At 71.1% G+C, this 24,552-nt stretch carries 18 protein-coding genes; 6 read left to right on the plus strand and 12 right to left on the minus strand.

All coding sequences use genetic code 11. From position 1 onward, the window contains the following. Positions 1-14 precede the first annotated feature (14 nt). From IC605_RS09340 to IC605_RS24555, 3 genes are read right to left on the minus strand one after another with little or no spacing between them, the layout of a single operon-like run. Positions 15-1,469 carry a DUF5691 domain-containing protein gene (locus IC605_RS09340; protein ID WP_216322272.1) on the minus strand — a complete coding sequence of 485 codons (1,455 nt, stop codon included), beginning with the start codon at positions 1,467-1,469 and terminating at the stop codon, positions 15-17. Beyond that, positions 1,466-2,638, minus strand: coding sequence for an SWIM zinc finger family protein (locus IC605_RS09345; protein ID WP_343216561.1), 1,173 nt, complete (start codon positions 2,636-2,638; stop codon positions 1,466-1,468). Before IC605_RS09345 ends, IC605_RS09340 begins: the two co-directional genes overlap by 4 nt. 36 nt (positions 2,639-2,674) lie before the next feature. Beyond that, on the minus strand, positions 2,675-2,812 hold the full coding sequence (locus IC605_RS24555) for a hypothetical protein (protein WP_246580625.1): 138 nt from the start codon (positions 2,810-2,812) through the stop codon (positions 2,675-2,677). An 827-nt stretch (positions 2,813-3,639) separates the two neighbouring features. Between IC605_RS24555 and IC605_RS09350 the strand changes: the two genes are divergently transcribed. Beyond that, on the plus strand, positions 3,640-5,616 hold the full coding sequence (locus tag IC605_RS09350) for an adenylyl cyclase (protein ID WP_216322275.1): 1,977 nt from the start codon (positions 3,640-3,642) through the stop codon (positions 5,614-5,616). Positions 5,617-6,108: 492 nt separating this feature from the next. On the opposite strand, the gene IC605_RS09355 is transcribed toward IC605_RS09350, so the two are convergent. Next, positions 6,109-7,002 (minus strand): ParB/RepB/Spo0J family partition protein, encoded by an 894-nt coding sequence (locus IC605_RS09355; protein WP_216322278.1) that lies wholly within the window; start codon positions 7,000-7,002, stop codon positions 6,109-6,111. Continuing rightward, the gene (locus IC605_RS09360) at positions 6,999-7,760 is read right to left on the minus strand and encodes a ParA family protein (protein ID WP_216322281.1); all 762 of its coding nucleotides are present in this window, start codon (positions 7,758-7,760) and stop codon (positions 6,999-7,001) included. The genes IC605_RS09355 and IC605_RS09360 overlap by 4 nt, the downstream gene beginning before the upstream one ends. Positions 7,761-8,016: 256 nt before the next feature. Between IC605_RS09360 and IC605_RS09365 the strand changes: the two genes are divergently transcribed. Beyond that, positions 8,017-9,444, plus strand: coding sequence for a replication initiator protein A (locus IC605_RS09365; RefSeq protein WP_216322285.1), 1,428 nt, complete (start codon positions 8,017-8,019; stop codon positions 9,442-9,444). Between the two features lie 752 nt (positions 9,445-10,196). On the opposite strand, the gene IC605_RS09370 is transcribed toward IC605_RS09365, so the two are convergent. Beyond that, positions 10,197-10,628, minus strand: a complete 432-nt coding sequence (locus IC605_RS09370; RefSeq protein ID WP_216322289.1) for a hypothetical protein — start codon at positions 10,626-10,628, stop codon at positions 10,197-10,199. A 73-nt stretch (positions 10,629-10,701) separates the two neighbouring features. Between IC605_RS09370 and IC605_RS09375 the strand changes: the two genes are divergently transcribed. The 3 genes from IC605_RS09375 (at position 10,702) to IC605_RS09385 (ending at position 17,013) form a co-directional block, all read left to right on the plus strand. After that, complete coding sequence (locus IC605_RS09375; protein WP_216322293.1) at positions 10,702-13,656, plus strand: ATP-binding protein; 2,955 nt, start codon at positions 10,702-10,704, stop codon at positions 13,654-13,656. Between the two features lie 74 nt (positions 13,657-13,730). Then, on the plus strand, positions 13,731-14,957 hold the full coding sequence (locus IC605_RS09380) for a hypothetical protein (protein WP_216322297.1): 1,227 nt from the start codon (positions 13,731-13,733) through the stop codon (positions 14,955-14,957). A 112-nt stretch (positions 14,958-15,069) separates the two neighbouring features. Then, the gene (locus IC605_RS09385) at positions 15,070-17,013 is read left to right on the plus strand and encodes a S8 family peptidase (RefSeq protein ID WP_216322300.1); all 1,944 of its coding nucleotides are present in this window, start codon (positions 15,070-15,072) and stop codon (positions 17,011-17,013) included. Positions 17,014-17,823: 810 nt separating this feature from the next. Here IC605_RS09385 and IC605_RS09390 read toward each other — a convergent pair. Both IC605_RS09390 and IC605_RS09395 read right to left on the minus strand, forming a co-directional pair. Further along, complete coding sequence (locus IC605_RS09390) at positions 17,824-18,093, minus strand: hypothetical protein (protein WP_216322303.1); 270 nt, start codon at positions 18,091-18,093, stop codon at positions 17,824-17,826. Then, positions 18,086-18,670, minus strand: coding sequence for a ParA family protein (locus tag IC605_RS09395; RefSeq protein WP_216322306.1), 585 nt, complete (start codon positions 18,668-18,670; stop codon positions 18,086-18,088). The genes IC605_RS09390 and IC605_RS09395 overlap by 8 nt, the downstream gene beginning before the upstream one ends. Positions 18,671-19,317: 647 nt before the next feature. On the opposite strand from IC605_RS09395, the gene IC605_RS09400 reads away from it, so the two are divergent. Further along, positions 19,318-19,770, plus strand: coding sequence for a molybdopterin-dependent oxidoreductase (locus IC605_RS09400; RefSeq protein ID WP_343216562.1), 453 nt, complete (start codon positions 19,318-19,320; stop codon positions 19,768-19,770). Between the two features lie 162 nt (positions 19,771-19,932). On the opposite strand, the gene IC605_RS09405 is transcribed toward IC605_RS09400, so the two are convergent. The 4 genes from IC605_RS09405 to IC605_RS09420 are packed head-to-tail and all read right to left on the minus strand — an operon-like array spanning position 19,933 to position 24,435. Continuing rightward, the gene (locus IC605_RS09405; protein WP_343216563.1) at positions 19,933-20,796 is read right to left on the minus strand and encodes an IclR family transcriptional regulator; all 864 of its coding nucleotides are present in this window, start codon (positions 20,794-20,796) and stop codon (positions 19,933-19,935) included. Positions 20,797-20,809: 13 nt separating this feature from the next. Beyond that, positions 20,810-22,699 (minus strand): bifunctional sugar phosphate isomerase/epimerase/4-hydroxyphenylpyruvate dioxygenase family protein, encoded by a 1,890-nt coding sequence (locus tag IC605_RS09410; RefSeq protein WP_216322309.1) that lies wholly within the window; start codon positions 22,697-22,699, stop codon positions 20,810-20,812. Beyond that, entirely contained in the window at positions 22,696-23,592 is an 897-nt protein-coding gene (locus IC605_RS09415; protein ID WP_216322312.1) for a shikimate dehydrogenase, read from the minus strand. Before IC605_RS09415 ends, IC605_RS09410 begins: the two co-directional genes overlap by 4 nt. Positions 23,593-23,625: 33 nt before the next feature. Then, positions 23,626-24,435 (minus strand): IclR family transcriptional regulator domain-containing protein, encoded by an 810-nt coding sequence (locus IC605_RS09420; protein ID WP_216322316.1) that lies wholly within the window; start codon positions 24,433-24,435, stop codon positions 23,626-23,628. Positions 24,436-24,552 lie beyond the last annotated feature (117 nt).

Raw genomic sequence — 24,552 nt, forward strand, 5'->3', positions numbered from 1 at the left:
GGCTCCTTGGGGGGTTAGAGGGTCGAATGAGCGGCCAGGGCGTCACGCCACTCGCGGCGCAGCCGGAGGGTATCGGTCAGGTCGCGCCAGGTCTGCAACGCGGCGTGTTCCCTCCCGGCGTGCTCCTGACGCTGGCGCTCCTCCCAGTCGGCGGGGGTCTGCCAGGAGGGGAGCTTCTTGGGGTGCGGCGGCATCTCGAAAGGGAGGGGCGTGGGCGGGGGCACCGTCAGGTCGGGGGAGAGGCCACGGCGCAACAAGGACTCCAGTTCCCGGGTGTGCCAGGTCAGGCCCGCGCGCTGGAAGAGATCGAGCGTGCGCGCGGCCAGGGCCGTTTGCAGGGCTGCCGTTTCCGCCGAGAGGTCGGGCGACTCACCCAACGCCTGCACCGCCTCCAGCAGCTTTTCCGGGGACACCTTCGGCTGTCCGGCGAGGTCGCGCAGCCGGGCGCGGGCCATTCCCGGGTCGAGCGGTTTGGGGGCCGGAGGTGGCGGCGCCTGCAATTCGTTTGCCAGGGACCAGTGATGCGCCCGGGCGGCCTTTTCCAATTCGTCCCAACCGACCCTCAGCGTCTTCAGGATCAGGGGGGTGGGCAGCCCGCCCAACAGGCGGTGAAGGTCGCCGTCGTCGTACTGCCCGGCCCGCGGCTTCCCGAGGGCGGCGGGCAGGTCGAAGGCCCCGAAGGTGATCTTCTTTTTCAAGAGGCCGCTCACCTTCACCGCCTGGGGCAGCAGCGCCAGCAACTCGTCCTGGAGGGGGCCGGGCAGGTGACCCAGAAGCTGCCGCGCCGTCTTCTGCACCTCGGGGGAGCGGTCGCGCGTCGCCGTCTCCAGCAGGAGGCGGTCCTCGGGGCGCAGGTCGCGGCGCACCAGGGCCAGCAGCACCTTGCGCCGGTCGGCGGGCTGGGCGGCCCACAGCTCTTGCAGGCTCTGCGCGGCCTGCGCCGGGTCGCTCCGCCGCTGTTCGGTCAGCGCCTCCAGCCGCGCGGCCCAGGCAGCGTCTTCCTCGTCCTGCCGCGCCCGCCCGTGCAGGGGATGGGCCTCCAGGGTGGCCCGTGCCCGCCCGTCCGCCAGCGTCCAGAGCGTGCGGGCGAGGTTGGTGCTCTGGTTGTACAGCGCCAGCACCTGCGCGGCGTTCAGGGTCCAGCCGCGCGCCGCCACGGTGTCCAGCGCCCCGGTGATCAGGGCCGGGTCGGTGCGGACCAGCGCGGGCAGCAGGGCCGCCAGGGCGGACGGCAGCGAACGCTCGGGGGCGGGGAGAGGGGTGGGCGGCGGCGCGGCGGCACGTTGCAGAGGCGCTCCGGCGCGGGCGTGCAACCCCAGCAGGGCGGCGCGGCCCAGCAAGAGGGCTTCGGGCGTGTCGCCGGGCACGCTTGCCAGGGCCCCCGCCAACGGTCCGGCGGGGGTGGGCAGCTCGGCCCGGCTGGTGCCGCGCGTGGCGATCACGGCCAGTTCGCGTAAGTCACGGCTCACGCGGGCACTCCGGTTTCGGCGGCTTCGGGCAGGGGCACCTCAACGGAGACAAATCCCACCGGCACGAAGCTCTGACCGTCCCACTCGCCGAAATACGTCTGCATCCGTGTCTCGGCCTGGGCGAGCATGGCCCAGAGGTCGGCCTCTCCCACCCGCGCGCTCAGCGGGACGGCGTGGCCCTCCGCGTCGCACAGCCCCGGCGGGTCGAGGTTCAGGTACGCCGGGCCGACGAACGCGCCGATGCGCTCCAGCCAGGGGTTCAGGGCCAGGGCCGCCGCGTAGCGCCGCTGCATCTCGGTCAGGGTGCCGCCGGGAAGAGGGAGGGGCTCACCCACTGGAGTGATCTCGCCCTGCACGAGGGCCCGCTGCGCGTAGGCCGAGGGCGCGTAGGCCACCGCCGCCGTGAAGGGCCGCCCCGTCACCAACGGCACGGGCAACGCCTGTCCCGTCGGCGCGAAGTCGAGCAGCAGGGCCAGCTCCTGCCCCTCCCCCAGCAGCCAGGTGCGGCGCACGGTCAGCTTGCCCTCCTCCTCCTGCACCGAGCCGAGGGCCTGCCACACCTGCGGCGCCGCCGGGGGCACGCTGGCCCGGTCAAGCGATGCGCCCAGCGCGGTCAGGAGGTCGGCGCGCTCGGGTTCACTCAAGGTCTCGCGCACCTGCCAGCCCTGCGTGAGCAGCCACAGCCGCCCCAGGTGAGCGGTGAGGGCCTCGCCGGTCTCGTCGTGCAGCCCCTCGGGAATCTGCCGGACCTGTCGCGCGGCGCCCGGAAGCTGCGCGTCTACCAGCCGCGCCGCCTGCCGGTCCCAGTCGCCGTACGGGCGGGCGCGAGCTGCCTGGAGCCCCTCGCGCACGAGGTCGCTCAGCCACAGCTTGAGGTCTTCGAGGCCCGCCGTCCTTTTGCGGTCGCGGGTCGCCTGGGCCCTGGCCTGAGCCTGGGCCTGCGCGGCGGGGTCGGCGGGCCTGTCACTGGGAGGCTGCGCGGCCTTTTCGGCCCGCCTGGCGCGGCCCTCCAGCCACTTGGCGAGGTCGGGGGGCGGGGGCTCGCCCTGCCACGTGCCCGCCTGCGCGGCGTGCAGCAGCAGCAGCCCCAGGGCGTGCTTGCAGGGAAACTTGCGGCTGGGACAGCTACACTTGCTGGCGAGTTCGGCGCTGCGGGCATCGACACCCACGAGGTAAGGGTGCGCGCCGCTGCCCTGGCACTCGCCTCACAGCACGTCGCCGTCTCGGGCCAGGGTGGGCCACTGCGCGGGGCGGGCGAGTTTCTGGGCCGCTTTGGCACTCCCGGTGTCGGGCGCGAGAGCCAACGCGGCGTCGGCAGTCAGGTGATCGAGGATGGGATCCAACGCGTAAACTTCCTTTCTAATTACGTTTGTAGCGTAATTGTAACAGACGGAATATTCGGTGCGCAACAGGGGTTGGCGTGGGCTCGGGGACGTCGGCGGAGCGTTGAGCGGGATGCGAGCCGGGTAGCGATGCTACACACACCGCGTAGACAGGAAGAGGAGGAGAGGCCAGACCAAACGGTAGCCAGGGAAATCTTAACCATTTCTCACAGCCGGAAGCAGGGCTGGGCAGGGCACGGTGGGCGTGGGTGCCCAGGGGCGGGCCGCGAGGAGATCAGGGCGACGACCTTGCTGGGCGCCCCACGCCGCCCACGTAAGGCTCGACCTGTTTGCCAAGGCGCGGCGACTCTTCTGTTCCCCTCCCCGACTCGGGGTGCGCCGGGGTCCTCTCCGTCTTCCAGGGCAGCGGGGTTCAGCACTCGAAGCAGGGCTCTATTCACTGCCATGCCCCAGCGAGGGCCACCAGGGCGACACCATCCGGCGTGGTCGGCATGACGAGCCCTTCCGTCCGGTCTTGTTCAGGGTCGGGGCCTCAGGGGTGCAGCGCGCCCACCTGCCAGGCCAAGCCCTTCAGGCTCGCCGGAGCCAGGTGCGCTCTCACCACCGTCGACCGGGCGCTCCCCCTCCCTGGCCCCGACAGACCAAGGCGGAGCTTGCCTCGCCGCCGCTGCGGCGTTACAGTTCGCGGGACGCGACAAGTTGAGCCCGTCCCCGGCGTTTCACCGTCCCAGCAGCGCCGCGGGGCCGGGCCTTCCGGCTTCAGGTTGCGCTCGCCCTCCGGTCCAGCCCTCCGCCAAGGCCCAGTCTCGATTCCCGAAAGGATGTCCATGCGACCACACCTTGAGGCCGACCCATCCTGCCCCGTCCCGACCCGTCCCGGCCGCGCCCGGGCCGCCACGCTGCTGGCCGGGTTGACCCTGGTCCTGAGTGCCTGCGGCCAGCAGGCCGCCGCGCCCGCGAACGGGCAGACGGACACGCTCGCGGCGGGTGTTCGGGGCAGCGACCTCGGCGCCAGCGTCACGATCTTCACGCCGGACATGTCGGTCGAGGCCATCCGGGCGAAGTTCGATGCCATCACCCGGGCGCAGTTCGACAACGAGTTCGGCACCCGGCGCGACGCGGTTCTCTTCATGCCGGGCACCTACGGGACGCCGGAACAGCCGCTCAACGTGCAGGTGGGCTACTACACCGAGGTCGCGGGCCTGGGCGCCTCTCCGACGGACGTCACGATCAACGGGACGATTGGCGTCTACAACCGCTGTCTGGAGGGCAACGGGACGGGCAACTGCATCGCCTTGACGAACTTCTGGCGCTCGATGTCCAACCTGACGATTCAGGTCAAGGGAGGCCTGACCCAGGTTCTCGGCGAGACCGCGCCCCGCCCCGACTGGTGCACCGACACCGAATTCTGGGCGGTGTCACAGGCCGCCCCGCTGCGCCGCGTCAATGTCGTCGGGCCGATGTCCTTCATGGACTACTGCTCGGCCGGGCCGCAGTACGCCAGCGGCGGCTTCATGGCCGACTCGCAGCACAGCGGCGCCGCCGAACTCGTCAACGGTTCGCAGCAGCAGTTCTACGTGCGGGGCAGCCGCATCGTCAAGTGGTCGAACGCCGTGTGGAATGCGGTCTTCTCGGGCGTCGAGGGCGCACCGGCCGAGACGTTCCCCGCGCCGAACCCCTATACCGTGCTCGACCAGACGCCGGTCAGCCGCGAGAAGCCCTACCTCTTCGTGGACGCCCAGGGTCACCGGAACGTCCGGGTGCCGTCGGCGCAGCGGGGCAGTCGCGGCGTCACGTGGGCGAACGGCCTCACGCCGGGCCGCACCCTTCCCCTGACGGACTTCTTCGTCGTGAGGCCGACCGACTCGGCGCTCGCCATCAATCTGCAACTGGTGCGGGGCCGCCACCTGCTCTTCACGCCGGGCGTATACGACATCAACCTGCCCCTGGTGGTGTGGCGTCCGGATACGGTGGTGCTGGGCCTGGGCTACGCGACCCTGACCGCGCACAACGGCGTCGTCCCGATGATCGTCGCGGACACGGCCACGGGCTCGGTCGTCGCGGGCCTGACCTTCGACGCGGGCACCAAGACCTCACCCGCGCTCTTGCAGGTGGGCCTGCGGCGCGGGCGGGGGCTGGGCCTCGGGCGCAGTGATGCCGCCAACCCGATCACCCTGAGCGACGTGTTCTTCCGGGTCGGCGGTCCGCACATCGGCCGGGCGACCACCAGCCTGGAGGTCAACAGCGACGACGTGCTGCTCGACCACGCCTGGGTCTGGCGCGCCGACCACGGCCTGGAGGGCTTCACGCAGGGGGTGAACGGCGACACCGACCGCTGGAACACCAACATCGGGCGCAACGGGGCCGTGATCAACGGCGACAACGTGACGGCAACCGGCCTGTTCGTCGAGCACTACCAGCAGCACAACGTCGTCTGGAACGGCGAGAACGGCACGACCATTTTCTTCCAGAACGAGCTGCCCTACGACCCGCCCACCCAGGAGGCGTGGAACGCGGGCAACGGCGGCGCTACCCTCGGCTGGGCCGCCTACCGGGTGGCGGATCACGTCAGGACGCACCGTCTCTTCGGCGGCGGCGCCTACGTCTTCAACCAAAACAACCCGTCCATCGTCACCACGAACGGCTTCGAGGTGCCCCGGACGCCCGGTGTACGGCTCCACCACGTCCTGACGGTCAACCTCAGCGCGGGCACCATCCAGCACGTCGTCAACGGGGTGGGCGATCAGGCGGACAACTCCAACACCGGCCAGCCGCGCTACGTGGTGGATTACCCGGCCCCCTGACGGGAGGCGGAGGAACGGGTGGGCTGGGGCGGACTTCTCACCCCAGCCCACCTGCGGCTGTGGTTTTGAGGCTGAATCACGCCGCTCTCGGCACCAGCCAGGACCACCCCACCTGGCCGCTCGCGCCCGCCGGTACCCAGCCCTTCGCCGACGGGCCTCGGCCTGGTGTTCCCCGAGTGGGGGCGCGGGACGCCGCGGTCACCCTGCGGATGGGCGCGGCCGTGAAGGTCGCTCCGGCGTTGGGTGAAGCGCAGGACGCCCCGCCGACGGCCGGATACGGTGAAACGAACCCGCGGGCGCTGGACCAGGACGGGTCCGGCAACCTCGCCGCGAAGAGGGAGAGCTCGCCCGCAACGGCACACAAGGCGTTCTTACCGGTAAGAACGGACTCACAGCGGTGGCCCCATCAGTAGAGGGGCAGATCCCAAGTCGTCGGGTCCCCTTGGCTGGTGGACTTGAGGAACAGCCCTTCAGGTTGTCTGGTGACCGCTGTCAGTCCCGCTCTGACAGGGCGGAGCGCAGCGCCTCCGGCATCCGGGCCAACCAACGGTCCACGGCCTTCTTCGCTTCGGGGTCGAGGCTGGACATGAAGCGCCGACTCGCCAGCCGCCGGGCGACCTGGGTGGCGGGTGAGGTCTCCCCCACCGAATCACGTCGGCCCAGGCGCTCGATTTCGGCCCGGAGCGCCGTGCGCGTCGCGCCGCCCCGGGCGAGGGTGATCAGGCGGTCGTGGTGCTCCTCGGGGGCACGAACGATGACGCCGGCCAGCGTGAACGGGAGACCGCCGCGAACCGCCTCAAGGAGGGGCGGCGGCCAGTTCAGGACCCGCAATTTGTTCTTGGCGAACGATGTCCAGGTCTCCCGCAACGGGGCGAAGAGCGCCGCGAGGGTCTGGGCCTCGGGGCCCGGCTCCTCCCGGAGCAGCCGCATCAACCGTGCGCGCGTCTCCTCGCGCGGCAGACCAAGTGCGAGCGCGGCCAGATCGAGTTTGGCGTCCACCTCGTCGATCAGGTTCAGGTCCTCGCGCTGCAAGTTCTCGATCAGGGCGACCACCCGGGCCTGGTCCTCGCTGAGGGCGCGGATCACCACCGGCACCTCGGTGAGACCGGCGAGTTGGGCCGCTCGCCAGCGTCTCTCCCCCGCCACGATCTCGTGCCCTCCTTCTGCCGGACGCACCAGCAGGGGTTGCAAGACGCCGTGTTCCCGCAGGCTCTCGGCCAGCTCCCGCAGCCCCTCTTCCCCGAAAACCCGCCGCGGCTGGCCTGGCCCGGGACGCAGGGCACTGACCGCGAGGGTCTGCTCGGTCGGCGGAATCTTCACGAGCTCGGCGGTCTGCCCGAGCAGCGCGTCCAGGCCCTCCCGGCGGGGCGGGCGCCTGCGGGTCACGCCCGCACCCCCAGGCCCAGCACGCCCGCGACCTCGCGGGTGAGCCGCTGCACGTCCTGAAAGACCGGGCTGTTCGGCGCGTACACCCCGACCGGCTCACCCGCCATGCTGGAGTCGAGCCACACCGCCGCCCGCTCGGGAATCGGCTCGGCGAGCGGGGAGAGGTGGGCGCGCAGCTCCTCCAGCACCTCGCGGTCGTGGGACCTCCGGGCGTCGTAGAGGGTCGGCACGTACAGCCCCACCGCCAGGTCGGGCCGCAGGCGGCGGTAGAGGGCCGTCGCCTTTTGCAGGCCCGGGAGGGCATCGAGCCCCTTCGCCCGGGTGGGGATGGGCACGATCAGCCGGTCGGCGGCCACCGCCCCCAGAATCGCCAGTTGTCCCAGGCTGGGGGGACTGTCGATCAGGGCGACATCGTACGAGCCGCGCACGCCCTCCAGCGCCTGCCGCAAGAAGAGTTGCGATCCGGGCACGCCGAGCATCCCCGTCTCCGCCAGGGCCAGATCGACCTGGGCGGGAATCAGGTGCAGGCCGTGGGCCTGAACAGGCTCGGGGAGGGGCGTGCCCTCGGTCGCCAGACGGTACACCGTGGAGGAGAGGGACACGCCCCTGACCCCCAGCCAGGTGGTCAGGTTCGCCTGGGGATCGAGATCGATCAGCAACACGCGCTGCCCGGCCTGAGCGAGCTGGTGGCCCACGTCGCGGGTCAGGCTTGTCTTGCCGGCTCCCCCCGCGTGGTTGAAGACTGTCGCGGTGATCACGACGGCACGATACCGCGGCGACGCGCACGCTGTCGGCCCTGTCTCACCCAGGTCGGCGCCGACCCGCAGGGCCCCGGCACAACGGTGGGAGTGTGCGGGCTCAGTTGCCGCGTGAGGTACTCGGCGGCAGGCCACGTCCCACCTCGCGGGGAAGTCCGGCGGCGGGGGAAACACAGGTTCAGTCGGGGATTTTCCGTTTGTGGCCCGTATTTTCTGAGGGAGCGTGTGGGAGCGCCGCATCCTTTAGCATGGGCAAATGGCGCCCCCAGCTAAGAAACCAGGGAAGCCCGCGCCCCCCCGGCGGGGTTCTCCGGGACTGGAAGGCCCCCCGGACGTCCACCCCGGCCTGGATGAACTCAACCTCGGCCGCCTGACCCTCAACAGCGCCCAGAAGACGGTTCCGCCGGAGATGCGCCGCTGGGAAAAGAGCATCCTGACGCCGGACGGCCGCCCGGTCTACGTGGTCTGCACCGTGGGGGAGGGGGAGGTCGTTCCGCACGGCCTGGACAACGACTTCATGGTGGGGCTGATCAACCTCTGCTTCGAGGCCGGGGTGCCCAACGGTCCCTTTACCACCACGGGGTACGCCCTGCTCAAAGCCGCGGGCCTGCCCGACTCCGCCCAGTACTACAAGGCGATGCAGGCGAGCTTGCGCCGTCTGAGCAAGGCCAAATACAGCGTGGACGAGGCCTGGTACCGCCACCACGGCAGCGGCGGGGAGTGGCTCTCGCAGGAATTCAGCCAGATCTCCTACCTGGCCTTCCGCCGCTCCAACGCCGGGATGTCCGCGAGGAGCGTCATCGTCGTGCAACTCGGGGTTCCCATTCTCGACAGTCTGCGGGCCGGGTACATCAAGCCGCTGGACCTCGAGTTCTACCGCTCGCTCAGCCAGCCGCTCGTGCGGGCCCTCTACCGGCAACTCGACGCCCTTCACTTCGACGAGCAGGCCGAGGACGGCCTCGTCCGGGAGGTCACGGCCCCGCTGCTCGGTTGGGCCGTCCGCCTGGGCCTGTTCAGCGACCGCCCGGACAACATCCTGCGGGCGCTTCAGCCCGCCCACGAGGAGCTGCTGGCCCGGGCCTACCTGAATCAGGTCGAGCACGAGGGCCGGGGGCGCCAACGAACCGTGCGGTATGTGTTCGCCGGACCCCCACGCACCGACCACCCGGAACTCGCGGAGTCGCTCCTGGCCCGGGGGGTGAAAAAGGGCATGGCCCTGCGTCTGAGTGCCGCCTTCCCCGAACGCATTCCGGAGGCGCTGGGCAGGTTCGACCACTACATGACGACCAGCCGCACGGCGGTGGGCAATCCGGCGGGCCTGCTGGTCGCCATGATCAAGAGCCCGGAGCAGTACGAGGGCCTGGGCGGGCCGCCCCCTCAGGACAAGGCCGCCCCAGCCCCCCGGAAGGCCGAGCTCGAGCCGGGAGCCGAAGCCCTCGACCTGCACCCGACCCGGCTGCGCGGCCCGGAACTCGGGGCCTGGACTGTGCGGCAACTCGGCCTTCTGGGAGTCATGAAGCACCTGACCGTCCCGGAGCGGGCTCTCCTGGGCGACGCGCTCGCCGAGGGTGCGCTGGATGGAAGCCTGCTGGTCAAACGGGCCACCTCCGCTGGCTACCAGGGTCAGACCAGCGTTCTTCAGTTCGTGGAGGAGTTGCGCGCCGCCCTGCTGCCGGGCCCATAGCCTCCACCCCCGACCCGTAGTTTCTGAGGGAAGGCGTGAAGCGGGCTCCCGTATATTCTGAGGGGATGACGGTGGAAACATCGTCCCAGACGAGGTTGGTGTGATTCTCACCCATGACCCGTAGTTTCTGAGGGAATGTGGGTCATTTTGCCCTCAAAAGCCCGTAGTTTCTGAGGGGAATTCGGCGGAGAAGGGTTCCATTGTGGCTTTTGGGACCCGTATTTTTTGAGGGAAACGGCCCGTATTTTTTGAGGGAATGCTGCCGGGGTACCCAGCGGGTTCCCGTAGTTTCTGAGGGGAAATCGGCCTGAGTCCCCGTAGTTTCTGAGGGGAAATCGGCCTGAGTCCCCGTAGTTTCTGAGGGGAAATCGCGGAATTCGCCGTCTGGGAGCGGGAGGCAGTACGCCCTATGATGATGATCATTCAATCTTTTTATTCTTTTAAAAACAACATAAAACATCATCACTCAAGGGAGGCGCGCGCGGTAAATCGTGCCGGGTTCGAATCGAGGCCGTGAGGAGGTCAGATCACCAGAGAGGAAAGGGGGCCAGGAGGGGACAGACGTTCGGCCATCTGTCATCAGCTCGCCGCTCGCGTCGGCCGTCACACCCGTGGGCGAGCGCGTGACGGGACACGTTTGTGCCGGGTCCCGTCGCCTTCCCGTCCCGGCTACCGGTCAGGGGGTGCGTGAACCCGGGTTCACCGGGAAGCAGGGCCCGGTCATCTTGTTGCCCTGTTTCCACAAGCTGCGCTCACGTCGTCGTCGTGAGCAGGAGCCACCAGCCCACCAGTCCGCCGCGTGCCACCCAGGCCAGGGTGCGCCACCAGTTCGTTCTCACCAGCCGTGCGTGCCACGCCGGATCGAATCCGGCGGCGAGCTGCCCGTGGGCGGGGGACTGGACCAGGGCCGTCGAGAGCCAGACTGAAATGATCAGCGCCAGACCCAGCCCGGTGGACGCGGCGGGCACTCCAGGTGGGGGGCGCAGCACCAGCGCGGCGCCCGTGCCGAGTTCGGCCAGCATCAGGGGTGCGACCAGCCCGGTGATGCGCGTGACGTGATCCCGCTGGTACGCGGCATACCCGGCCGTTCCCACGCGGGCGAACAGCGGGTAATGGACGACCTGGATGGTCAGGATCAGGCCGACCAGGACCCAGGTCAGCGCGGCGTGGACGATCAGGAGCATGGCCCGAGTGTGACATCGGCGCGCGGCGGCCTCTGTGCGGCACCCGAGCCGGGCGGCTCTGCTAGACTCGGCAATGCCGCCTCGCCTCGCTCTGCTGGGGTCTCCCGCCGTTCTGGACGGGGGGCGCCGGGAAGACGTTCCGGTCCTCAAGCCCGCGTACCTCTTGCTGTACCTCGCGGGGGTGGAGCAGTGGGTGAGCCGCGACGACCTGACCCGGGTGTTTCGCCCAGGGGGCGCCGAGGCCGCGACCCGCGGCAACCTGCGCCTGCTGCTGACCCGCGCCCGGCGCCTGCGGTGGGCCGCCGGGGTGGAAGCCGAACCGCAACGCCTGCGCTGGCGGGTGGACACCGACGTGGCGGAGCTGCGCCGGGCCCTCGCCGAGCGAGACTGGCACCGGGCAACAGAGGGCTATCCGGCCCCGCTGCTGCACGGCTGGCCGACGGACGAGCTGCCGGGCTTCCACGAGTGGCTGGAGGCCGAACGCGCCGCGCTGCACGGGGCATGGCTGGAGGCGGTGGTGCGCCGCGAAGACGACCTGCTGCGCCGGGGCGCCTTCGACGAGGCCGCGCGGCTGCTGGGGCGGGCCCTCACACACGACCCCCTCTCCGAGGACGTGCTGCAACGCCTGCTCCGCGCGAGTCACCTCGCGGGCGCGCGCGACGAGGCCCTGCGGACCTACGAACGCTTCGCGGCGCGGCTGCGGGCCGACCTCGGCCTCACCCCGCTGCGGGCGACCCTGGACCTTGTGGACGCCCTGCGCCGGGACGCCCCGCCCCCGCGCCCGGACGGTGCGGAGGCCCCCGCCACCCTGCCCCTTGACCTCGTGCGCCCCCCCACCTTGAGCGGGCGCGCGGCGGAGGTGGCCCTGCTGCGCGGCGCGGGGAGCCCGGTCGTCCTCGTGACGGGCGAGCCCGGCGTTGGGAAGACGCGCCTGCTCGCCGAGGTGCTGCCGGGGGCACGGCCCCTGCGCTGCCAGGAGGGGCTGGAGCATGTGCCGTATTTCCCGCTGCTCGCCGGGGTGCGCGCGCGGTTGCCGGAGCTGCCCGACCTCGGCCCGTATGCCCCGGACCTGGCGCGCTTCGTGCCGGAAGCGTGCCCCGAGGGGGACGGGCCGCCGCCCGGGGACGGGGACGCCGACTCGGGCAAGGTGCGGTTTCTGGAGGCGCTCGCCCGCGTCTTCGCCCCGGAAGGCGTGGTCGTTGTGGACGACCTCCAGTGGGCCGACCCCGCCACCCTGGAGTGGCTGGTGTTCCTCGTGCGGCGCGGCGGCGTGCGCCTTTTCGGTGCCTACCGGGGGGGTGAGGTGGGGGAGGCCCTGGAGGGGACCCTGCGCGCCCTCGCGGCGCAGACCACGCCCGTCCCCCTCGCCCCCCTGCCCGAGGCCGGGGTCGCCGCGCTCGTCGGGAGCGTCACCGGGCCGGGGGCGGGGCCGGGCGACCTCGCCGCGTGGCTGTATCCCCGCAGCGGCGGCAATCCCCTCTTCGTGCTCGAATGGCTGCGGGTCCTCGTGCAGGAGGGGGTGTACGAGGCGCGCCCCGGCGCGTGGCAGCGCCGCGCAGGCCCAACCGACCTCGACGCCCTGCCGCTCACGCCGCGCCTCGCGGACCTCGTGCTACGCCGTGCGGACACGCTTCCGGAGGCGAAGCGGCGGGTCCTTGACGTGGCGAGCGTGCTCGGCGGCGTCCTCGACCCCGCCCACCTCGCGCGGGTGCTGGGGGAGGGGGAGTGGGCGGTGGTGGGCGCCCTGGAAAGCGCCGGGCGGCTCGGCCTGCTGCGCGGGGAGCGCTTCGCGCACGACGTGGTGCGCCGGGCGCTGTACGCGGCGTTGCCGCAGGCGCGGCGGCGCTTCGTGCACGGGCGGGCGGCCCGCGCCCTGGAGGGCACGCTCGACGACCTCGTGGTGGCCGAGCACGCCCGGCTCGCGGGGGACGAGGCCAGCGCCGCGCGGCTGTGGTTTCGCGCGGCGCGCTTTGCCTTCGGGGTGCGGCGCGGCTTCGAGGACGAGGCGACGGCTCTCTACGAGCGGGTGCTGGGCCTCGGCGTGCGGACCCCCGAGTGGTACCGGGCGCACGCCTACCTCGCGGTGCGCCGCCGGGTGGCGGGCCGCGCCGGGGAGGCGCGCGACCTGATTCAGACCGTCCTGCGCGAATCCGGCGACCCGGCGGCCCGCGCCCTCGCCCACGCGGAGGGGGCCACCCTCGCCTACATGGACGGCAACCTCGCGGAGGCGGCCGCCCTGGTGGCGCTCGCCGCGCGGGAGGCCTCCCCCCTCGACGACCCCGGGTTGAAACGCGACGTGCTGCTGATGCAGGCCAATATCGCCCATTACCGGGGCGAGTACGCCGAGGCGCTGGGCATCGCCGAGGGGGTGGTCGCGGCGGCACGGCGCGAGCCCCTCAGCCTGGGCTTTTGCAACTGGCTGAGCCTGCTCGGCGCCCTGCTGTGCGACGTGGGCCGCTTCGAGGAGGCGCTGGCGCTCTACCGCGAGCAGCTCGAAGCGGCGCGGTTCCTGGGGGCGCGTTCCGAGCAGGTCAAGGCGAGCAGCGACATCATCGCCACCCTGCACGACCTCGGGCGCATCCAGGAGGGTGTCCCCCTCGCCGAGGCGGCCCTGAGCTTGGGGCACTTCAACGACTCCTACCCCCTGCGCTATCACCTCGCGCTGGCCTATTGCCGGGCGGGGCGGCTGGACCCGGCCCTCGACCACACCCACGTCGTGCTGCGCGGCTCGCCCTCGGTGAACATGCGCGCCCACGCCCACGCCCTCCTCGCCGAGATTCACGACCGCGCCGGGCGGGGGGCCGAGACCCAGGCGGCCCTCGAAGGCGGGCTTACCGAGGTCGAGGGCTGCGACGTGCTCACCGCGCGGGCCGTCGTCGTCATCGCCGCGTTGCAGTTCGGGGGGGCCGGACTGCTCGCCCGGGCGCGGCCCATCCTCGCGGAGCTGCGAGAAGACGCCCTGCCCGCCTACCTGCGCCCGGACTTCGTGACCGCCCTCGCCGCCCGGCGGGACGAAGCTGGCAGTTGAAACGTTTGGGAAACGCCCTCCCCTTACCCTGGGGCCAACCCGGACATGTCCCGCACGGTTCCCAGGAGGAAAAGATGGCCGCACCCGTCAGACGTCTCGCCCTGCTCGCCCTGCTGCTCACCGCCTGTGGCGGCGGACCCTCCGGCGGAGGAACCACCACGCCGACCCCGAACCCGACGCCCACGCCCGGCCCCACGCCTGATCCGGCCCCGGGGACCTGTACCAATCAGCTCTCGGGGGTCATCGACCTGACGGTGGCGACCGCGATGACAAACGGCCCGGCGGCGTGCGACTACCTGATCGACGGCTACGTGAACGTGACCTCGGTGCTCACCATCGAGCCGGGAACGGTGATCCGCTTCGGCCAGGATTCCGAACTGCGGGTTGGGCCGGGCGGCGTCCTGAACAGCGTGGGGACGGCGAACGCCCGCATCCGGATGGAGGGCCTGAACAAGACCAAGGGGTACTGGGAAGGCGTCTCCTTCGGCCCCGGCGCCCGCGAGAGCCGCATCGAGTACACCGACATCGAGAGCGCCGGGCAGACGGGCTACCTCAAGAACTACGCCGGGGTGAGCGGGATCGACGGCACGCTGACCTTCCGCAACAACACCGTCTCGGGTAGCTACGCCCACGGCATGACCATCCCCGAGGACAGCCGCCTGCTGATCAAGTCCTTCGCCAACAACCGTTTCTTCGACAACGTGGGTTTTGGCCTGAAGGTCAGCGCCACCCAGACGGGTGTGCTCGACGCGGCCAGCGACTACCTAGGCGGCAACCAGCCCAACGGCCTGCCCTACGTGAAGATCGACTGGGACGACGTGTACGGCAACACGACCTGGAAGAAGATCAACGCGCCCTATTTCGTGAGCATCGCGCTGTACTACAAGGGCGGCCTGCTCACCGTCGAGCCGGGCGTGAAGGTGGTCATGGACGACGGCGCGGTCCTGAATATCCACGGCGGGGCCATCCGCGCCGTCGGCACCCCCCAGGACCCCATCGTGTTCACCGGGGTGACCCAGGAGAAGGGCTCGTGGGACGGCATCGACTTCTTCTACTCACGCTCGGACGCGAACGTGCTGCAAAACGTCCGGGTCCTGTACGGCGGCGGGGCGGGCGCGAACGTCTTCGTGGGGCACGGGTCCTCGCTCAGGATTTCGGACAGCCTGGTCGCGCACAGCGGCGGATACGGCCTGTGTCTGAACAGCCTGGATTTCGGCGACGCCAACGCCACCCTCGACATCGGCTCCGGCATGACCTACGAGGGCAACGCGGCGGGCAACGTCAACCTGGAGTGCGAGTGAGGCCCCGCACCCGCCGGACCCCGGCCCGGGGGTGGAAATCATGGAGTCGGTGTGTCACGCTCATGGCTAAAATCTCACAGTTTCTCTCCGTCTCCCCCGAAAGGAAGCCCAGATGCGTGTGAACCCCAAGGCGATTGCGGTGCTCGGCCTGACCTGTCTTCTTGCGGCGTGCGGCGGCAATGGCGGCGGGGGGACGCCCTCGCAGCCGGTCAGCTCCATCTCGGGCCTGATCCTGGCGCCCGGGGCGCTGGGGTCCTCGGCCCAGGCGGGTGAGCTGACCCGGGAGACTCCCCCCGACTGGGCCACTCATGAATCGTGGTGGACCGACCCGGCGGCGGCGCGGGCGAGGCGGGAGGCGCGCGGGGTGGCCGCCGACGGGTCCGTTCCCGGCGAGTTCATCGTCAAGCGGCGCGGTTCGCTGAGCGCGCAGGCCCTCGCCACGCTCCGGGTCGGGGACACCTCGCTGCGGCTGGAGCGCCCGCTCGGGCTGCCGGGCGTGGGGCTGTACCGGGTGACCTCGGGCGGGGGGGCGGACGTGGCGGCCGTCGTGCAGGGGCTCGCCGCCCGCGCCGACGTGGAGTACGCCCAGCCCAACGCCTACGTGCAGGCGCTGCGCACCCCCAACGACACGTACTTCCCGTTCCAGTGGGACGCTCAGGCGATGCGCCTTCCGGCGGCGTGGGACGGGACCACCGGCAAGGCGGTCACGGTAGCGGTGGTGGACACGGGGATCGTGAACCACCCCGACCTCGCGGGCCGCATCCTGCCGGGCCTCGACATGGTGCAGGACGTGAACGACTCCGGCGACGGCGACGGGACCGACCTCAACCCCACCGACGAGGGCGGGGACACGGGCTACCACGGCTCGCACGTGGCGGGCACCATCGCCGCCGCGAGCAACAACGGGGCCGGCATCGCGGGCGTGAGCTGGGGGGCGAAGATCCTGCCCATCCGCGTGCTGGGCACCTCGGGGGGCGGAACCCTCGACGACATCATCATCGGCACCTTCTGGGCGGCGGGCGGCACGGTCGAGGGCCTGCCCGCGAATCCCAATCCGGCGCAGGTCGTCAACCTCAGTCTGGGGGGCAAGCGTGCGTGCAGCCAGGTCGAGCAGGACCTGTTCGGCGCCCTGGCGAACGCGGGCGTGATCGCCGTGGTGGCGGCGGGCAACGAGGACGACAACGCGGGCGGTTACGCCCCGGCGAGCTGCGGCAACGTGATCACCGTGGGCGCGACCGGCCCCGACGGCAAGCGGGCGCCCTACTCCAACTACGGGGCGCGCGTCGACGTGATGGCGCCGGGCGGCAACACCGAGCTGCTGCTGGAGATCGGCGGCAAGCGGATTCCCGGCGGCATCCTCAGCACCGTGGCCGACACGGACGACGCCGGGCGGCTCGTCGCCACCTACGGAATCATGGAGGGCACCTCGATGGCCGCCCCCCACGTCGCGGGTCTGGTGGCCCTGATGAAGGGCGAGCAGCCGGGCCTGACCACCGCCCAGGCGCTCGCCCGCCTCAAGGCCACGAGCACGCCGCTGAGCAGTGCGGACTGCGGCGTGTCCGGTGGGTGCGGCGCCGGGCTGGTGAACGCGGCGGCGGCCCTGAGCACGTCGGGCGGCACGCCCACCCCGGCCCCCACGCCCGCGCCGACGCCCACCCCCGTGGGTCAGGTCCAGACGTTCGTCGCGGCCCTCTACCGCCTGTCCAGCGGCTACGACGAGAGCCGCAGCCACGCCGCCACGGTGCACCAGGACACGCTGCGCAAGACCTACACGCTCGGGGAACTGGAGCCGGGCCGCTACAACGTGGCCGCGTGGCAGGACCTCGACGGTGACGAGGAGGTGGACGACGGCGAACCCTTCGGCCTCTACTACGACGCCGTGAACAAGACCTTCGACGTGACCGTCGATAACGTCGCCCGCAAGATCATCGGCATCGACATCGACATGCAGCCCTACAGCGCGTCGGCCTCGGGTCAGGCCGCGCCCTTCGCCCGGTCCTCCGGCCCGCTGGACGCCCTCAGGGCGGCGGCAGAGGCCCGCACGGCGTCCCGCTGACGGTCAACCCCGGCGCGCGGGGTGAAACCGGGTCAGGCGCCCTCCTCCAGGGGTAGGCGCCCCGCCCCGGGCAGTCGAAGTGTGCGCGAACGGCGGCGATGTCCCACGGTTAACGGCTCGTAAGGGTCCCTCCGGGGTAGCCCGATCTGGGCGATACAGGTTGGTCGGCAGCAGGAACGCGTACAGCAGCACCGGGTGGAGACCGGCCCGCACGGCGTAGACGATGAAGGACAGGTTGCCCGTGATCGCCAGCAGGCGCGGCGGCACCATGGCCCGCGTGCAGAAGGGGTCGTCACCCTACACGGGTGGTGCCTGGGCAGCCGGGTCACCCTGGAGGCCGACCAGATGGTGACAGGCGTCAAGTCCTGATGCGTGACGGAGGATCAGGCCGTACCGAGGGTAGCCCGGTGAACCTCTCCCCTACCCCACGGAGCCTCCGCGCGTCGGTGAGGTCAACGGTCAACGTTCGTGGCCGGGGTGGGCCGGACGCAGGGCAGGCGGGCCTTCAGGAGCCCGGAGACGGGGTTGCCTGCCACACCACATGAGGGCTCAGCCGAGCTGGGCACCGTTAGGCTACGGGCGAACAACTTGTCTCACCGCCCAGTTTCAACCCAGGGGCACATACCCGTGGCGGTCATCTGTCGGCAGAATGTGCCTCAGTGTGTTGGTGTCTCAAAACACCTGTATGCCACAGAGTCAAATGGCGGCGACCCGGTTCGCATGTCATTTACAAAGTCTGTATCCAGGGGAGCTTGGTGTGTTCTGAGGTTTCTATGTCCTGAGATATCAAGGTGTTGAAATACCAATGTTTCAAAGTTCGCCGACATCCTTGAGATACCGCTCGACGGCCTCTTCGACGAGATCGCGCACCTGGCGCCCGGATTTCACGGAATACAGGCGCAGCGGCTTGTGCACGGACTCGCGGACCGCCACGTTGATCCGCCGCTCCTGCACCTCTGGTGTTGCTGTGTCCTGGGGTGCTGGTGTTTCCTGTTCGACCCTTGGCCGCTCGACCTCCCTGGCGCGGTTGGCAGCGCCGAGAAGGCCGCTGAGGTCCGTCTTGGGATTGGGCTTAGGCATCGATGCCCACCTCCGACAGCGCCTGGCGAAACGGGGTGAGCAGGGAAGAAGGGATCACGGACCCGAAGGCCCGGCGGTACTCGACGGACTTCTTGATGGCCGCGACCATCGGGTAACCGAGTTGCTCCAGCGCCTGCGGCATCGCGGCGCTGAGGTTGTCGTGCTCGACATAGTTGAGCAGCAGGCCCAGGCGGGCGCCCTCCTTGAAATGACCGTCGCGCAAGACGTCCATCGTGGGCTCAAGGCGGTCGATCTCGCCCTTGCCCGGTTGGATGGGCACCAGAATCACGTCAGACACCTTGGCGGTCGCCGCGAGGGTTTTGGGATCGTTGGGGGGCGTATCGACGATCAGGTATTCGGCATCCAGCCGCATGGCCGCCTCCACCGGGCCGTACACCTGGAAGGGAAGCGGTGAGCCCTGCGCGCCCGCGTCGTTGGCCCAGGCCCGCGCCGACCCTTCCGGGTCGAGGTCCAGCACCGCCACGCGGTGGCGTTCGGAGAGCACCTGGGCGAGCCCCATGCTGCACAACGTCTTGCCCACGCCGCCCTTCCGGGACAGCAAGCTGATTCTTATCACACAGAAACTCTATCACACCAAAACATTAGTGTATCTAGGTTTCTGAATACTAGAGTTTTGAAACATCAAAATCAGAAAGTCTTGAGATAGCTGTGTGTAGTAACCTCAAAATTTTGAGACATTAATGTATCAGTGTTTCAAAACATCTGATTTTACCGTATGAGATGGGGCTCGGTCTCCGGTCCCGGTTCAAGGTGCCCCACGGGGGACGGGTTTAGGCCAGCAACCTCGCCGTGGCTCGTTCTGAGGATGTCCGCACGACGGCGGCCCGACAGGTTGCGGGGGCCTCGCTACCGTGACTGTTTCCCCGGTTTGTCCCGGCGGTCGTTTGGTGGCGCGTGGGGAGGGGAGAGGAGGGGCGATGAACCCGGGCGGAGAAAGGCGAGCACCGGGCAAGTCCTCCTGAGGCTCGCCCTGATCGGGACCCGTGCCTCGACAGCACGTCCTGCATGGCGCGGCTGGCGGTGTCATTCCCGCTCGTGCCCTGGGTGCAGAGTGCCCGTCGCTTTGGACCTGCGATGTTGTGGGCGTCTTTGGCAGCGGCAGCCTCACGAACGAGGAGACGTACCGGCTGGGCAGGGTCGCCCGGCTGGCGCTGAGGACCGCGACGAGCCTCGCCTTCCTGACCGGGCAGGGCAACGGCCAAGGTGGACGCAAGCACGGGCAAGAAGGCAGGCCAGCTTCCCGGCGCCCGCAGCCTGCGCAATCCCAGGCACTGCGCCGAGATCGCCGCCCTGTGGGGCTGCTCGCCGGGCGACCTGCCCCAGCCCGGCCGAAGTGCCCGGGGGCTGCTGAATGCCTGCGGCAAGCCTGGCGGCATCGAGGTCCTGATCGTCCTGGGCTCGAACCCGGTCGTCAGCGCGGCGGGGACGGGGCAGGTCTGCGAACGCCTCCAGGCCCTGAGGCACCTCATCGTGATCGACTGCCTGCCGCATGAGACGGCGCGGCTCGCCACGCTCGTCCTCCCCGGCTCGATGTGGTGCGAGGAGGAGGGCACGACGGCCAACTTGACGGGCCGCGGGCCGCGCCCGATCACCGCCCCCGGCGCGGCCCGCGAGGACTGGCGCATCCTGTCCTTCTCAGCGCCGTGGTCTTCGTGACCGGCATGTTGCGGCTCCGGGCGCTGGGGCGACAGGGCCTCGCCTGACGGCGGGGGCCGGGGACGGGTCCACAGGGGTCCCGGGCTGTCCCGGCCTGAAAGAGGTCGGATGCTGGGGGGCGCCTCCGGGGTGAAGGGGGAGACGCCCCGGACCCTTTGACCCCTAGCCCCTCGCCCTGCGCTTGGGGACGCGGCGCAGGGTGGCCTGACCGTCCAGGGTGTGCCAGTACAGGCCGTCCTCGGAGTCGGGGCGGTGGTCGTGGCCGATGCGGCGCGAGGTTTCCGCCGCCGCCGCGGTGAGGTGCGTGGCGAGGCTGTCCTTGCGCCGCGTGAAGCGCCGCGTGGGCACCGAGAGGCTGATGGCCGCGATGACCTCCGCGTTGGCGTTGCGGATGGGCGCGGCGACGCCGCACACGCCGGGGACATGCTCCTCGATGCACAGGGCGTAGCCCCGCTCGCGGGTGCGGGCGAGGTCGGAGAGCAGCTCGTCCTCACTGGTGATCGTGCCCGGCGTGTGGCGGTGCAGCAGCCCGGCCCCGCTCAGCCCCTCGACCTCCTCCGGGGGGCGGTGGGCCAGGATTACCTTGCCGGGCGCGGTCGCGTGTGGGGGCAGGGTGCCGCCGACGGGTGTGTCCACGGGGGAGGCTCCCCCCTCCACCCGGTCGATGCAGATGGTCTGCCCGCCGTCGAAGGCGGCGAGGAGGACGGTCTCGCCCGTGACCCCCGCGAGGCGCGTCATCTCCTCGCGGGCGACGCGCCGCCAGGGGGTGTGCGACATCAGCACGGTGTTGAGCGCCATCACCCGGAAACCCAGGCGATAGCGCCCGGTCACGAAGCGGTGCAGCAGGCCGATGTGGGTCAGGGCGGTGAGCAGGGCGTGGGCGCCGCCCTTGGACATGCCCAGGTGCCGGGCCGCCTGCGTCACGCCGATCTCCGGGCTCTCCACGGTGAACAGCTCCAGCAGCCGCCCGACGTTCTCGACCGACTGGACGCTGTGGGCGCCGGGCTTCAGGGGTGGCCCGGGCACCGCCGCTCCCCGCTCATCCGCGCAGGGCCCCCCCGGCCCGGTCCCGCTCGTGGCGGGTGCTCAGGGCGTTCATCCGCACGGGGGCGTTCGCCGCGCCGAAGCCCAGGTAGCCGTCGCGCTGCACGACCTCGAAGAAGAAGCGGTCCTCGAAGGTGTTGGTATACACCTGCCGAAACTGCCCCGCGCCGTCTTGGTCGTACAGCAGGTTCAGGTGGCGCAGGGTCAGGAGCTCCTCGTCCGGCAGCAGGAAGCGCACGCCGAGGTCGTCGTAGTAGTTGCCGGGGATGTCGAGCAGTTCGGCGGCCCCCGGGTCGAGCGCCGCGGCCGTCTGCCGCAGGTCGTCCGTGGTGAAGGCGATATGGTGCACGCCCGCGCCCGAGAGCGCGTTCACGAAGCGGCCCGTGGCGGTGCGCCGACTCTCGGAGACGTTGAGGGGAAAGCTCACCCGCCGGTCCCGGCTCACCAGGGCCCGGCTGCTCACCAGGCCGTAGGGGTCGGGCAGTTCGTGCAGCGGCTCCGGCTCCAGGCCGAACACCGTGCGGTAGAAGAGCACGAAGCTCCCCAGGCGGTCGGGCGGCAGCGCCTGCGCCACGTGGTCCACCCCGCGCAGCCCGGCGCCCCGGGGCGGCCTCGCCGTGCGGCGAAAGTCGGTGTGGTACACCTCGGCGGCCAGCGCGTCGTCCACCAGGCAAAAGAGCATCCCGTCGGGCGCGCGCAGGGCGGGGAGGCGCGACTCGCCCGCGCCCGTGCGCTCTTCCCATTCGGAGCACAGCAGGGCGCGCGCCCGCGCCAGGGCCCGGTCCACGTCGTCCACCCGCAATCCGACGGCGCACACCGAGGGCCCGTGGCCCTGGAAGAAGTCGGCGGCGTGGCTGTCGGGCTCGCTGTTCAGGGTGAGGTGGATGTCGCCCTGTTCGTGCAGCGTGACGGCCTTGGAGCGGTGGTGCCCGGTGCACGCGAACCCCAGCGCCTCCAGCCGCCGCGCCAGTCCCCGCGCGCCCGCCGGGTCCACCGCGAACTCCAGAAACTCGTAGCCCCGGAACTCGGGCGGGGCGGGCAGGCTCGTCGCCCCCGCCTCGGCCTCCACCCACAGCAGCGACCGCAGGCCGTCGTGCGCGATCAGGGATGCCGACGCCGCGCGGAACTCGTCGTTGAAGACCTCCAGCGACAGGGGCCCCGTGTACCCCGCCCGCACGAGGTCGCGGGTAAAGCCCGCCACGTCGAGGTCCCCCTGCCCCGGGAAGTTGCGGTGATGGCGGCTCCACGACAGCACGTCCATGCTCTTGCGCGGGCTGTCGGCGAGCTGCGCGAAAAACAGCTTTCCCGGCGGCACCGTCTCCGCCAGCCCCTCCAGCGTGTCCCCCACCGCGAGCGTGTGGAAGGAGTCGAGGATCAGCCCCAGCGCGGGGTGGTCGGCCCGGCGCACGATCTCCCAGGCCTGGCGCCAGCGGTTGACGTGCCGCCCCCACGCCAGCGCCTCGTAGCCCACCTTCAGGCCGCGCGCGTGGGCCCGCCCCGCCATCTCACGCAGGTCGGCGGCGGCGCGCTCCGGGTCGTCTTGCGCGAGGTCTTGCACGTTGCTGCACACGAGCACCATCGGCGCCCCGAGCTGCTCCATCAGGTCGAACTTGCGCTCGGCCCGGTCGAGACCCCGCTGACGGTAGGCGTCCGGCATCGCCTCGAAATCGCGGAAGGGCTGGAAGAGGGTGATCTCCAGGCCCAGGTCGGCCGCGAGCCGCCGCACCTCGGCGGGCGTGCCCCGGTGGTTGAGAAGGTCCTGCTCGAAGACCTCGATGCCGCCGAAGCCGATGTCCGCCGCCGCCCGCATCTTTTCCGGCAGGGTGCCGCTCAGGGACACCGTGGCGATGGACTTCCGGAAGGGTCCGCGTGGGGCCGGGGTCATGCGCCCGCCACCCCCGCCGGGGGCGCGATCAGCCGCTCGAAGTGCGCGAGCATCCGGCCCAGGTCGGGCCGCAGGCCGCTGAACAGCTCGAAGGCGCGGGCCGCCTGGTACACGGCCATGTACCCGCCGTGGACGGTGGCGCACCCCCGCGCCCGGGCCACCCTCAGCAGCTCGGTCTCCAGCGGCACGTACACGACCTCCGCCACCCACTGCCCCGGGCGCAGCCACGCCGCCGGGAGGGGCAGGCCCGGGTGCGCGGCCATGCCGGTCGGCGTGGCGTGGATCAGGCCGTCCGCCTCCCGCATGGCCGCCTCCAGGCTCTCCCCGGCCTCGACCCGCCGCCCGGGAAACTGGGCCCCGAGCCGGGCGGCGAGCGCCTGAGCCCGCTCCCGGTCCCGGTCGAAGAGGGTCAGGCGCTCCACCCCCAGCCCCAGCGCCGCGTGCGCCACCGCCGCCCCCGCCCCGCCCGCGCCGAGCTGGACCGCGTGCGTGAGGGCCGCGTCCGGCAACCCGCGCCGGAAGCCCTGCGCAAAGCCCCAGCCGTCGGTGTTGTGGCCGATCCGCCGGCCTTCCCGGAAGACGACGGTGTTCACCGCCCCCAGCGCCCGCGCCTCGGGGGACAGCTCGTCCAGATGCCGGATCACCCGCTGCTTGCAGGGATGGGTGATGTTCAGGCCGCCGAAGCCGGTGACCTGGGCGGCGCGCAGGAGTTCCGGCAGGGCGTCCGGGGTCAGTCCCAGCACGTCGAGGTCCATCAGGCGGTACAGGCAGCGCCGTCCGTGGGCGTCTCCCTCCGCCTCGTGCAGGGCGGGGGAGAGCGACTTCCCGATGCCGCTGCCGATCAGGCCGGTGAGGAGGCGGGGGGCGTCGGGGGCCGTGTGGGTCGGGATCATGGGACTCCTTGGGGGCGTGGGGCGCGGGGAGGCTCAGGCGCTCAGCAGCGGCCGCAGCCCCTCGGCCTCGTGCTGGAGGAGCGGGAGATACGTGCCCACCAGCTCCTCGGCGGAGACGCGGCCCACCTGGGTCGAGAGGGTCAGGGCGGCGACCACCCGGCCCGACGCGCCGCGCACCGGCACCGAGATCGAGCGCAGGCCGATCTCCAGCTCTTGGTCGGCGAGGGCGTACCCGTCCCGGAGGGCGGCGCGCAGCAGGGCGAGCACCTCCTCCGGGTCGGTGACCGTGTACTCGGTGCGGGGGGTGGGCGGCGTGCGCTCCAGGACGGCGCGCTGCTCGGCGGGGGAGAGTTCGGCGAGGAGCACCCGGCCCACCGACGTGCACGACAGCGGAAAGCGGCTGCCCACCCCCAGGTCGGCCGAGAGGATGCGCGGCGAGGCGGCGCGGGCCACGATCACCGCCTCGTCGCCGTCGAGGACGCAGGCCGAACACGACTCCTGGGTGCGCTCGGTGATGCGCGAGAGCGCGGGCTGGATCACGGTGGGCAGCGGCGACGAGGACAGGTAGGCGTACCCCAGCGTGAGCACCTGGGGCGTCAGCGAGAAGAACTTGCCGTCCCACGCCACGTACCCGAGGTGGTGCAGGGTCAGCAGCGAGCGCCGGGCGGTGGCCCGGGTCAGCCCCGTCTCCCGCGCCACGTCCGCCAGCGCCAGCCGGGGCCGCCGCGCGTCGAAGGCCCGGATCACCTGGAGACCCCGCGCCAGCGCCTGAACGAGGTCCCCCCCGAGCTCCTCGTCCCGGAGGGGAGCGGGTGGGGGCGGGCTGGCCGTGGCAGAAGGCATGGCCCCAGTATAGGCATATCGTTCGCTCAGCGCACAAGTGTTCGCAGGGGGAACAAACCACGTTGACTTTTGCTCATCCGGCTGCCATAGTGCGCTTGTCGAATAAAAGTTCGTGGA

It is taken from the genome of Deinococcus aestuarii (genome assembly GCF_018863415.1).
GTDB classification, from domain to species: domain Bacteria; phylum Deinococcota; class Deinococci; order Deinococcales; family Deinococcaceae; genus Deinococcus; species Deinococcus aestuarii.